Below are 11,503 nucleotides of genomic sequence, written 5' to 3' on the forward strand. Positions count from 1 at the left end.
CTACCGCCCGCCCCCCCCCCCCGGGGGCCCCCCCCGGGCGCCCGCGCGGCCCGCCACCGCTCCCCGACCCTGCCGTGGGGCACCGGTGTTGATCGGCCGGCGGGCCGGCGCTGCCGCGCACGCCGGGCGGCGGCCGTACGGGGCGGGGGCGGGGCCGGTTCACCGACGGGGGCGGTTTCCGCGGCCGGGGGCGGTTCGTGCCCGTTCGGACACGGGGCGGTTGCGCCCGTGCGCAGGAGTTGGCGCCGCGCGCTGCCCTTTCGCCCGACGGTCTGGACGGGCCCGACGGCCGCGATCGAGCATCTGGTGATCCATCGTCACCTCGCCGCCCCGTCAGCGGCGTTGCCACCGGCTGCCGATCACCGTGGAGGACCGCCGTGCAGCACCGTTCCCGCCCCACCCCCAAGGCGCTCGGCGCGGGCGCCGCCCTGAGCCTGGCGCTGGCGCTCACCCTGAGCGCCGCACCGGCCCTGGCCGCGCCCCCGGGCCCGGGGGCCGAACGCGATCCCGTCCCCGCCCTGGTGGCCGGGGAGGGCACCGCCGCCCCTCAGCTGGTGACCGGACTGGCGGAGGCCGCGCCCGGCGGCGCGGGCGAGGCGGCACGGGCCCACCTCGCGGCCCACCCCGACCGCTACCGGATCGACCCGGCGCAGCTGACCGAGCTCGCCGTCGAGCGGACCGCCGCGGACCGCCGCACCGTCAGGTTCCAGCAGTACCACGGCGGCATACCGGTCCTCGGCGGGCAGTACCTGGTACGCCTGGTGGGCGACGGAGCCGGTCAGCGGGTGGAGTCGGCCGGCGGCAAGTACTTCACCGGGCTGACCGCGCCGACCACCGCCGCCGTCCCGGCCGCGACCCTGCGCCGACTGGCACTCGACTCGCTGACCGACCAGCGCGCCCGGACCGCGGCCACCGCCGAGGACCGCGGCCCCGTCGTCCTGCCCGGCGGCGCCGGGCGCCTCGCCCAGCACTTCACCGTACGCTCCACCGACCCGGCGACCGGGGGCCCGCTGGTCCGCGAGGTCTACGTGGACGCCACCCGCGGCGTGGTCGCCCTCGCCCATGACGCCCGGAGCCCGTACCGGGCGGCGGACGCCGGTACCGGTGCCGCCCGTGGCGCGGCAGCGGCCGCCGCACCCACCGGGCCGTCCGGTGAACCCGCCACCGGCAGCGCGCCCGACCTCCTCGGCCGCACCGTGCCGGTCAGCATCGCCCGTCAGTCCGACGGCAGTTACCGGCTCGTCGACCTCACCCGGCCCGCCACCATCTCCACCTACGACGGGACCGGCCGCGACTACCGCGAGTTCGGCCGGCTGCCCGCCGACGCCCTCCCGGTCGCCTCCCCCGGCCCCGACTTCCCGGCCGCCACCGGTACCAGCGGCGCCACCGACGCCCACGTCAACGCCGGTACGGTGTACGACTTCTACCGCGACCGGCTCGGCCGGGACGGCCTGGACGGCAAGGGCAGCCCGATCACCTCCGTGGTGAACGTGAGCAACGGCGGCAGGCCCTTCCCGAACGCCTCCTGGGACGGGCAGAAGATGGTCTACGGCAACGGCGACGCCACGCACCGCCAGTTCGCCGCCGCCCTGGACGTGGCCGGCCACGAGATGACCCACGGCGTCATCCAGCACACCGCCGACCTGGAGTACTCCGGGCAGTCCGGGGCGATGAACGAGGCGCTGGCCGACTACTTCGGCAACGCCATCGAGGTCACCGCCCGCGGCATCGCGATGACCGACCCCGGGGCCGCGCTTCTCGGCGAGAGCCTCTGCCTCACCGGCACCCCCGAGGCCTGCGCGGGCCGTCGGCTCGACGACCGCCGCACCACCGTGGACGACTACCTCGGCGCCGGGCTCGAACTCGACAGCGGCGGCGTGCACCTCAACTCCACCATCTTCGGCGGCGCCCTGTGGGACCTCCGCCGCACCCTCGACCCGCTCACCGCCGACCGGCTCGTCTACCGCGCCCTCGCCGAATTCCTCACCCCGCTGGACGACTTCGTCGACGGCCGCAACGCCGTCCTGGCCGCCGGCCGCTCGCTCGGCCTCGGCCGGGCCGAACTCCGCACGGTCGCCGCCGCGTTCGACGCGCACGGGATCCGCGCCGGCTGGCAGAGCCGGGTCCGTACGGACAGCCGCCCGCTGCTGCGCGGCGCCATGGCCCCGACCGGGCCGGCCGCGGGCGGGGGCCACTGGGTGATGGGCAGCACCAGCGGCCCCGTCGGAGGAGCCGTCCCCCTCTACACCGGCTCCACCACCGCACCCTCCACCCCGACCCGGCTCAGCCCGGAGGACGAGCGGATCCACGGCTGGGCCGCCACCGACGGCACCTCCGCCGCCTGGCTGGCGATCGGACTGGACGACACCGGCACCTGGGGCACCGAGGTGCTGACCCGCTCGCTGTCCGGCGGCCCGGTCCGCAGCCTCTTCAAGTCCTCGGCCCAGTCGCCCGTCAGCGTCCAGGTCTCCGGCACGGACATCGCCTTCGTGCTGACCGACGGCGACACCGGCCGCAGCCGGGCGATGCTCTCCCACGACGGCGCCCCGCCGGTGGAACTCCCGCTGCCCGAGGGCCACGACCTGGTGCCGTACACGAGTTCCTCCCTCTCCCTCAGGAACGGCCTGCTCGGCTGGCTCGAAACCTGGACGACCGGCGAGTCGACCGTCCAGGCCCCGACCGTCTACTCGATCGCCGCCGGCCGGACCACCGCCCAGTACCCGGTGAGCACCGCCAACGGCGCCGAGGCCCCGTTCCTCGACTCCCCGACGCTCGCCGGCGACCGGCTGCTCTGGACGCAGACCGCGCCCGGGCACCCCGGCGGCGGGGCCATCCGCTCCGGCGCGCTGAACGGCTCGGGCGTCGGCGAGCTGCTGCCGGCCGGCTCGCCGCTCGCCCCGGCCGACCTGGCGATCACCGCCACCGACCGGGCCGTCACCTTCCAGCAGCGCGGCGACAAGCCGGCCGACGGCTGGTCCAACGCCGCGCTGCCGAAGCTGTACCAGCTCCCCGTCACCGGCGGCACCCCCGTGCGCGTCTCCTGCAACCGGGGCACCCAGTTCCACCCCGCCGCCGACCAGGGCAACCGGGTCGTCTGGCTCGACGCCACCACCGGCGGCAGCGACCTCGTGACCCGCGACCGGCCCGCCGCCGCCTGCTGACCCGACCCGCCGTCCACACCGCTGCGCCGTTCGCCCCTATCCCCGGGGCGAACGGCGCAGCGGCGTGTAGACCGGAAATCCTTCGGCGCCGGACGGTGAGAGACCGTCATTTGAGGCAGTGAAGACCGGAAGATTTCCCGTCTCGCCTCGGTTGTCGCCCCGTCATCGGCCGACCGGAGCACCGGCGAGGACGCCCGCAGCATCGCCCCGGCGTGACCTGCGGAGCAACGGACACGGCGTCGGACCGCCCCCGACGGGCGACGACGGGTGGACGGCTTCCGCCGGACCGGCGGAGACATCCGGTCCGCCGCCCGTAGGCTGGGGCCCGCGGCGCCGTCGGGGGGCGGAGCGTGCCGCGCACAGAGTCGACCGAGGAGCCGAGCATGGACAGGCGCAGGGTGGTCGTGACCGGGGCGACCTTCCCGGACCAGGTGGTACGGAAGCTGGAAGCCGGCGGGTTCGCCGTCGAGTCGCTCCCCGGCGACCTGGACGAGGACAAGGTGGTCCAGGCGCTGCACGGCGCCTGGGGCTACGTACTGGGCGGGTCGGAGGTGATGTCCGCGCGCGCGTGGGACCGGCTGCCGGACCTCGCGGTGGCCTGCTTCATGGGCACCGGCTACGGCTCCTTCATGGAACTGCCCGAGGGTGCTTCGCCGACCCGGTTCTGCTACACCCCGCACGCCAACGCGGTGGCCGTCGCGGAGTTCACCGTCGCTCAGATGCTCGACCTGGTCCGCGGGGTGACCCGCCGGGTGACGGGCGTGCGGGCGGGGCTGTGGAGCGAGGACGCGACGCCCTCGCTGGTCGGCGCCCGACTCGGGGTGGCCGGCATGGGCCACATCGGCCGCGAGGTGGCCCGGATGGCGCACGCCGCGTTCGGCATGGAGGTCCTGTACTGGAACCGCACGCACCGCCCGGAGCTCGACGGGCTGCCCTACACGGCGGTCGCCTCCCTGGACGACCTGTTCGAGGCCGCCGAGGTCGTGACCCTGCACTTCCCCCACCAGCCGGGCGTCAACGACGGCGTGATCGGCGCACGGCAGTTGACGGCGCTGGGCCCCGACGGCTTCCTGATCAACACCGCCCGCGCCGCCCTCGTCGACCCCGACGCCCTGCGCACCGCGCTCGCCGAGGGCCTGATCGCCGGCGCGGCCTTCGACGGCTACTACACCGAACCGACGCCGGACCCGGCCGAGGACCCGTACGGACTGCTGGAGTTCGTCCCGGACCGGCTGCTGGTCACACCCCACTGCGCCTACCTCAGCACCCAGGCCGTCCGGCGCATGGCCGACATGGCCGCGGAGAACCTGCTCTCCGTCGCCCGGGGCGACGAACCCCGCTACCCCGCCACGGCCGGGTAGCGCGCCGCGCCGTGCGGACGGGACGCGGCGGGCAGGTGGCCGGTCCCGGGCGCGGGATGCCTTCGACGACCCCGGTGACGGTCCACCCTCGCCCGCCGCGGACCGGGCCGCCGGCTCGCGGCGACACCCGGACCGCGGCGGGCTCCTCCCCGGCCCCTAGCGAACGACCTCGTAGCTCAGCGCCGGGAACGGGAAGTCGGCCCAGTGCAGGCTGCCCAGCACGTAGGACAGGTCGCTCGGCTTGCCGGGCAGGCCGGTCCGGCAGTCGGCGGTGAAGTAGACCCTGATGTTCACCTCGGTGAAGTCCACCGCGGACAGTGCGGGGGACGGCAGCGCGCGGCAGCCGGTGCTGCCGGTGTCGACCGGGAACCTGGTGCCCGTCAGGTCGGCTCCGGTGGCGAAGTAGGCCACCGGGGCGTGCGGGAGTTCGACGGCAGCGGCGGGCTGGGCGAGAGCTCCGCCCAGCAGCAGGGCGGCCGCGGTGGCGGCGACGGCGGTGAGGCGCTTCAGGTGGACGGTCATCGCGGGACTCCTCCTCGAAAGGTCTTCCTACGGTGCGGTCAAGCTCATTGCATCTTCAACTACGCCTGCCACCCGTGCCAAGACCACCCGGGAACCAGCCCTCCCCCCAACGCCGGTAGGCGGCCGCGGCGATGAGCACACCCGGTGCCCACCGCCGCGGCCGCCTACCGGCGCCACGCGCCGGGGGTCACCGCAACGTGGGCAGCGAGGCGTAGCAGTGGAACATGTCCTTGGTGGCCGAGACCATGACGTCACCGGTCCGCGGGCCGACGACGCCGTCCTGGTCCAGGCTCGCCCACCGCTGGATGGCCACGATCGCCCCGTAGGTGTCCGGCCCAAAGGAGCCGTCCACCGCGATCTCGTGGTAGCCGGTCTGGTACTGCAGCGAGTTGGAGGTCTGCTGCACGCACTTCACGCTGGCGTACGTGTTGCTCTTGCCGTAGCCGACCCAGAGGGAGCCGGAGTTGGGCACCGCGTGTGCGCTGCCGCCCATCACACCGACGGTGAGCAGGGCCGCGGCAGCGGAGACGAGCGCGCCGCGCCGCTTCAGGGAGATGCTGTTCAAGGGAACCCCAGATTCTTCGAGATACGGGCTGTGTGTCGGATGTCCGGCGGTGCGGTCGGCGCGGCGGCGGCCGGGCCGTTCCCCGAATGGTCGCCGCTGACCGGCCGTCATGCCGCCGAGCGCCGCCGAGGCCGGGACGCATGGCGCCGAGCGCCGTCCCCCGTAATCCGACACCGGCGGGCTGCCACCGGGCATGAAGATCATCCTAGGCCCGCTCGCACCCCCCGTAGGGTGATCGGAGGACAGGCGGACCGGATTCACGCGGCGTCCCATGCTCGTCTCATCGCGCTGACCTGGCACTTGGGACGCCGGACGGGCCCGCGACGAAGACGTCTCCATATGTGCCCGGACCGGTCCGGGTGCCCCCTGGAGCCGGTCCCCCGGAGCCCGACCAGTTTCGGCTGCCGGATCGCGCTCGCCGTCGGACCGCTCGATCCGCAGGTCGGGAAGCACGAGACTGTCGAGCGTTGCTCGGCGGGCGGCTCCGGGGAGGCACCGCGGCCGGTCGGGGCCGCCCCGGGGCTGGGTCACTTCCGCCAGAACAGGTGGTGCGTCACACCGCTGGAGCTGGGCACGACGTCCAGGTGGAAGCGGTCGAGCAGCTCGTCGGGGGACTCCCAGAGCCGCAGGCCGGACCCGAGCTTCAGCGGCGAGACCGCCACGTGCAGGGTGTCGACGAGGTCGGCGTCGAGGAACTCCCGGACGGTGGTGACTCCCCCGCCGAGCCGGACGTCCTTGCCCTGCGCCGCCTCCCGCGCCTGCTCCAGGACCGTGGCCGGGTCGCCGTCGACGAAGTGGAACGTGGTGTCGGAGAGCGTGAACGACGGCCGCGTGTGGTGGGTCATGACGAACACCGGGGTGCGGAACGGCGGCTCGTCACCCCACCAGCCGCGCCACTCGTGGTCCTGCCAGGGCCCGCGCTGGGGCCCGAACTTGTTGCGGCCCATGATCTCGGCCCCGATGTTGCGGGGGTAGTCGCGGGTGAAGTAGTCGTCGAGACCCCGGCTGCCCCCGGGGTCGGTGCGCATCGGCCAGCTCGCCGTCGCGCCGGCCCAGGAGAACAGCCGCTCGGGGTGGTCGAAGCCGAACGGGCGCTCGAAGCTCTGGTCCTCGCCGGCCGCGACGCCGTCACTCGAGACGACGAAGTTCTGGACTCTCAGCAGTTGCGTCATGTGTGTTCCTCCAGTGGTTCCTGCCGGACGACGACGGTGCGGCTCCCGGGCGCGGGACAGACACGGCGGCAGTCTTGCAGGCGCCACCGACAATCGCGCCGAACCGCACCGGTCGGCGGCGGGCCGCTGCGGCTGCCCGGCTCACCCGAGGACCAGCGGCACCTTCGTCCCCGGTGCCCCGTGCGCCCCGAGTGCCGTCCGCTCGGCCGGGGTCGCGACCCGCCGCCCGGTGCCGACCAGCAGCGCGTCCGCGTCCGCGAACGAGGCCGGGAACGCTCCTCCGGCGATCCGCTCCAGCAACCGACGCGCCCCGGCCAGCCCCTCGGCGGGCGGGCCCGGCAGGTGCGGCAGGTGAGCGACCAGATCGAGGTGGTGCAGCGTCCACTCCAGCACGTAGGCGTCCAGGTAGTCACCGGCGGTCAGCACCTGCCCCTGGGTGGCCACCCGCAGCCGCGGATCGGCGAGTTCGGCGGCGCGCCCCGCCGCGGAGCCGACGTCGTCGAGGTGGAGGCGGAGCAGCCCCGGGTCCCCGTAGGCGGCGGCCAGCCGGACGGTCAGCGCGTCCAACGGGTCCTGGCCGTCGGGCGGTTCGGCGGACACCTGCCAGTACGACGCCGCGTCCCGGGTCGGCTCCGCGGGGGACGGGGTGACCAGGGTGATCAGTACGTCCTGGGCGTCGATCACCAGATGGCACACCAAGTCCCGCACCAGCCACCCGGCACAACCCGACGGCTCGGCGAAGTCCTCCTCCGCGAGCCCGTCCACCGCGGCCCGCAGCGCCGCCCATGACCGTCCGAAGAGATCCACGCCCGCAAGCTACCACCGCCCCCGCCCGGGCCGCCGGAACCGGCGACGGGTGGAGCGGGAGCGGGCCGACCGCCTGCCCGCGCACCCGCGGCGAAGCCTTCTCGGCGCGGAATGCGGCGGCGGTGCCCTACTCGGTCGGTGTCCTACTCGGTCCAGACGAGCACGGCCTGCCGGTAGCGGGCCGCCGTCCGGAGGAAGTCGGCGAGGGCCCGGTAGTGGCCGGAGGCGAGGTGCGGAGCGTCCTCCTCCGTCCAGCCGGCGGGCAGCGCGACAGCGGCGGCGAGTTCCGCCGGGTCGACCCCGTCGACCAGGGCGCCGGGGGACAAAGCCGTGAGCGCGTCCGCGCCGGCGCGGACCTGTTCGGGGGTCAGGTAGCGCGGCGGGCCGTAGCCCCGGTCCCCCGCGGCGGGGAGCTCGTCCTCCCCGTGGACGACGTCGACCGGAGGGCGTGGCGGCGGAGCAGGAGCCGAGTACGTGCCCGGCTCGTCCGGTCTCGTGCAGCCGCTCCCGGGCGGCCGCCCCGCCCCCGTCGAGCTCGGCGACCCGTGCCCGCGCCCGGTCCGGCTCGGCCGCCGCGGGCCGCAACTGGTCGGCGCTCAGCCGGAGACTGCGACCGTTCATTCCTATGGCCCTGAGCCTGGAGCCTGACGGTTCGGCGTCCCTGCGGGGAGAGCGGGCGGTCGCGGTGGATGGCCTGCACCCGCGTCAACTCCTTGGCGATGCGGCGGTCGTGGGACAGTCGTGGTGATGGGGTGGCAGGCACACGACGTTCAGGACCGGCTCCTCGTCGTCCACGATCTCGAAGGTGAAGACGGCGCCGGAGGGTTCGGCCTCGACCGAGCGCTGACCCTCGAAGGTGAGTGCCGGGTACCGCCGCCAAGGACAACCGGCCCGGTCCAGGGCGGCGATGACGTCGGTGTAGTACGGCTGTCCGGGAAGGGCCGGTCGGCCGGCCAGTGCGGGTGGGAGGTCGATGACTTCCCGCCAGGTCTGGAGGCAGACGAGCACGACGGCTCCGCAGCGGCACACCGCCAGTTCCAAGTCCCCGTAGCCGACCAGTCGGGGCCACTCGTTAAGGTGCCCGACGGCGCCCACCCACGGCTCGCCGTACTCTGCGATCACGGAGGCCAGGGACACCCCGTTCGCGACCGGCCCCAGGTACCCGGTCCGCGCCAGGCCGGTCAGAACATCGAGTATCTCCACGACGGCGGAGCCTGCCACCTGCGGCGATGGCTGTCCAACCGGTTGACCGGCCCCGGACGGCCGCGCCCGACCCGGAGCGAACGGCCGAGCAGTTCCCCACACGGGAGGCTCGTGAACGCAGGCCCACCGCAAGGGGTCGACCCGCAGCCGGTGGACGCGGTGGTGACGCCGACTCGGCGACCTCCGTGTTCCCGATTCCCGGATGCCGGCCGATCCTCGTGGACTCCCGAACCGGATTCTGCGGGTTCTCCTCGCTCGCGGAGCGGGAGAGGTGGCGGGTCGCCGGCCGATCGTTCGGCGCAGGCCGACGCAGACGGCCAACGATGCGGCGACGGCAGGCCGTTCAGGCGGTGGGCGCGGTGGAGGTCAGCCGAGCCAGACGATGTCGAGGACGTACAGGCGCTCGGCCAGGCGGTTGACGGAGTAGACCAGGCTGAGCTGGCCGACGGAGGCGCAGCGCAGGTCCTCGCCTTCGAGGTCGGTGGCGTCCCACTGCGGCCATCCCCAGGGGGTGCAGGAGGCGATGTCGAGCAGGTCGCGGACCGTCAGCCGCGCGTGCCGGGGCAGGTCGACGAAGGTCTTGGCCGCCTGCGGGGACAGGCGGGCCGGCCAGACCCGGTCGGTCACGGGTTCGTCCCGGTGAGTTCGGCGAGGTCGATGCCGTCCTCGTCGTCCAGGCCGGCGGCGGCGAACGCGTCGACCGCCGGTGCGCTGTCCAGGCGGAACCGCCAGGTGCGCACCACCTCGTGCAACGGGGAGAGGTCGTAGGTCTGGCGGGAGTCCTCCAGCGCCTTCGCCCAGTCCCGCTCGAACGCCGGCAGCCACCGGGCGGACCGCTCGGGCGGCTCGGCGTGGATGCGGACGAGCAGTTGGGCGGCGGCGCGAGGCGCCGGGGCCGACGGCGGGGCGGGCAGGTGGTCGGGCTGGGCGCTCAAGAGGTCCTCCACTTCGTCGTCGGTCACGGTACGGCAATCGGTGGGCGCGAGGGCGGGGCCGCTACCGGATTCCCTCCTGGTTGGCCGATTCGCGTGTGTCCCGAGCCGTCGGTCCGGCCTGCCCCGGGTCCGGCGGTCCGGGGCGTGCTCCTCCGCCCCGGTGCCCCAGAGGGGGCGCCGCCACGTCGAGTTGCCCCGCGCCGTACGGGTCGCGAGTCCGCGCCCCTGCCCCGCCGCCCGGGGGCCCGGCGCGGACGCGACAACCCCCGTGCCGCTGCTGCCGCTCACGAATCTCACCCACCGGACCGCTGACACCCGCACCGCCGCGGCGGCGGCGGACCGCACCGTCGGGGTGTGCGGCGACTCTTCGGCGGCGTACGCCCCTCCACCGTGTCGGATGCTTCCGGCAGCGGTCGCCACTCGACCGACCTTTCGGGCAACACCGTTCCAGCCAAAGGGAGATGGGGCGCGGACAGGGGTGCCGTTCAAGGACCGCGTCGGGTGCCGGGAACCCTGGTCGGCCTCCTCCGCCAACACCCGCCCGCCCTCCGCGCGTTCGCTTCCACACCGGGTTCCACCGAGGTCGGGCCACGCACCGTCGGCACCCCGTGCGATGGAACATTCCGCAATCCTCGTACACCCCGCCCGGCTAGCCGTACATTCACTGCACGACCGGTGACGGACTACGCGTAGGAGTGGTTGTGGGAAACGGGAACACTTTCGGTACGGACAGCGGTGTGGGATCGACGATTTCGCTGTTGGAGGGGAGACTGCCCGCAGTGCGGGACCGGCTCGCCCGGGCGGAGCAGGAACTCGCCGCCGCCAGGGCCGAGGAGGAGGCGGTGGCCAAGGCGCTGGCGGGCCTGCGAGGGCTCGCCGGCGTGTCGATCGGTGCCGGGGGCGAGTCGGGCGCCCCCGAGGCGCAGCCGGTTTCGGCCGAGGCACCGCAGGAGGAGGCCGCGGCGACGGAGCCGACCCCGGCGGCACCGGCTCCGGCGGAGGCGCCCGCTGCCCCGGCCACGCCTGCCGCTCCGGAGGCGTCCACCGCTCCGACGGCGAAGGCGCGGAGCAGGAAGCCGGCAGCCGCCAAGAAGGCGGTGGCGGCGAAGAGTGCCGCGTCCGATGCGGAGCAGGCGGCGCCGTCGTCGGCCCCCGGCAAGAAGCGGACCGCGACGAAGGCGGCGGCCAAGGACAGCGGGCCCAAGCCCACGGTGAAGCGGACGCCTGCCAAGAAGGCCACGTCGACTCCGGCGGCGGCCCCCGCCAAGAAGGCGGCCCCGGCTCCGGCGACCACCGCCAAGAAGGCCGCACCGGCGGCGGCCCCGGCCAAGAAGGCCGCACCGGCTCCGGCGACCGCCACCGAGGGCAAGACCGCCTCGACGGACCGCCGGCGCCAGGTGGCGGACGCGGACACCGTGGTGGCGGTGCTCGCGAAGGCCGAGGCCCCGCTGCGCGCCCGCGAGGTCACCGAACTGCTGGGCCTGGAAACGCACGAGGGCAACATCAACACGATCCGCACCAGGCTGGAGCGTCTCGCCAAGGCCGGCCGCGCGCAGCGGCCCGAGCGCGGCCTCTACACGGCCGTCGCCGGGGCGAAGGCCTGACCGCCGGACGGGGGCGTGCAGCGGTCGACTCCGGTGCACGCCCCCGTCGATGACGTCCGTCGGGCGGCCGGGGCCGGGGCGCGGGGCCCCGGCCCCCCCCGCCGGGGCGGCCACGCAACCGCTGTACACAACACCACAAAAAGCAAAAAACAGAATTCCTTGTTTGGGATTAA

10 protein-coding genes and 1 pseudogene are annotated in these 11,503 nt (G+C 74.7%); 3 read left to right on the forward strand and 8 right to left on the reverse strand.

The window, feature by feature from the left end:
• Positions 1–377: 377 nt before the first annotated feature.
• The gene (locus ABZ495_RS36205; RefSeq protein WP_359840225.1) at positions 378–3,161 is read left to right on the forward strand and encodes a M4 family metallopeptidase; all 2,784 of its coding nucleotides are present in this window, start codon (positions 378–380) and stop codon (positions 3,159–3,161) included.
• A gap of 383 nt (positions 3,162–3,544) precedes the next feature.
• Positions 3,545–4,522: an NAD(P)-dependent oxidoreductase gene (locus ABZ495_RS36210; protein WP_359806590.1), complete on the forward strand. Its 978-nt coding sequence runs from the start codon at positions 3,545–3,547 to the stop codon at positions 4,520–4,522.
• 156 nt (positions 4,523–4,678) lie between these two features.
• On the opposite strand, the gene ABZ495_RS36215 is transcribed toward ABZ495_RS36210, so the two are convergent.
• From ABZ495_RS36215 to ABZ495_RS36250, 8 genes and pseudogenes are all read right to left on the reverse strand, one after another.
• Positions 4,679–5,044, reverse strand: coding sequence for a hypothetical protein (locus ABZ495_RS36215; protein ID WP_359806588.1), 366 nt, complete (start codon positions 5,042–5,044; stop codon positions 4,679–4,681).
• Positions 5,045–5,231: 187 nt separating this feature from the next.
• A complete protein-coding gene (locus ABZ495_RS36220) occupies positions 5,232–5,609 on the reverse strand; it encodes a peptidoglycan-binding domain-containing protein (RefSeq protein WP_359806585.1) in 378 nt (125 codons plus the stop codon).
• A gap of 527 nt (positions 5,610–6,136) precedes the next feature.
• Complete coding sequence (locus ABZ495_RS36225) at positions 6,137–6,781, reverse strand: dihydrofolate reductase family protein (RefSeq protein ID WP_329485314.1); 645 nt, start codon at positions 6,779–6,781, stop codon at positions 6,137–6,139.
• Between the two features lie 141 nt (positions 6,782–6,922).
• Positions 6,923–7,588, reverse strand: a complete 666-nt coding sequence (locus ABZ495_RS36230) for a maleylpyruvate isomerase N-terminal domain-containing protein (RefSeq protein ID WP_359840226.1) — start codon at positions 7,586–7,588, stop codon at positions 6,923–6,925.
• Positions 7,589–7,731: 143 nt separating this feature from the next.
• Positions 7,732–8,025, reverse strand: a pseudogene (locus tag ABZ495_RS36235) (DUF1877 family protein); the annotation flags it as partial.
• A gap of 268 nt (positions 8,026–8,293) precedes the next feature.
• Entirely contained in the window at positions 8,294–8,791 is a 498-nt protein-coding gene (locus ABZ495_RS36240) for a hypothetical protein (RefSeq protein ID WP_359840227.1), read from the reverse strand.
• 366 nt (positions 8,792–9,157) lie between these two features.
• Positions 9,158–9,418, reverse strand: a complete 261-nt coding sequence (locus ABZ495_RS36245) for a hypothetical protein (protein WP_329485318.1) — start codon at positions 9,416–9,418, stop codon at positions 9,158–9,160.
• Complete coding sequence (locus ABZ495_RS36250) at positions 9,415–9,753, reverse strand: DUF6247 family protein (protein WP_359840228.1); 339 nt, start codon at positions 9,751–9,753, stop codon at positions 9,415–9,417. The genes ABZ495_RS36245 and ABZ495_RS36250 overlap by 4 nt, the downstream gene beginning before the upstream one ends.
• 710 nt (positions 9,754–10,463) lie before the next feature.
• On the opposite strand from ABZ495_RS36250, the gene ABZ495_RS36255 reads away from it, so the two are divergent.
• Entirely contained in the window at positions 10,464–11,330 is an 867-nt protein-coding gene (locus tag ABZ495_RS36255; RefSeq protein ID WP_359806571.1) for a hypothetical protein, read from the forward strand.
• Positions 11,331–11,503: the final 173 nt, after the last annotated feature.

The organism is Kitasatospora sp. NPDC005748 (assembly GCF_040630735.1).
GTDB lineage: Bacteria > Actinomycetota > Actinomycetes > Streptomycetales > Streptomycetaceae > Kitasatospora.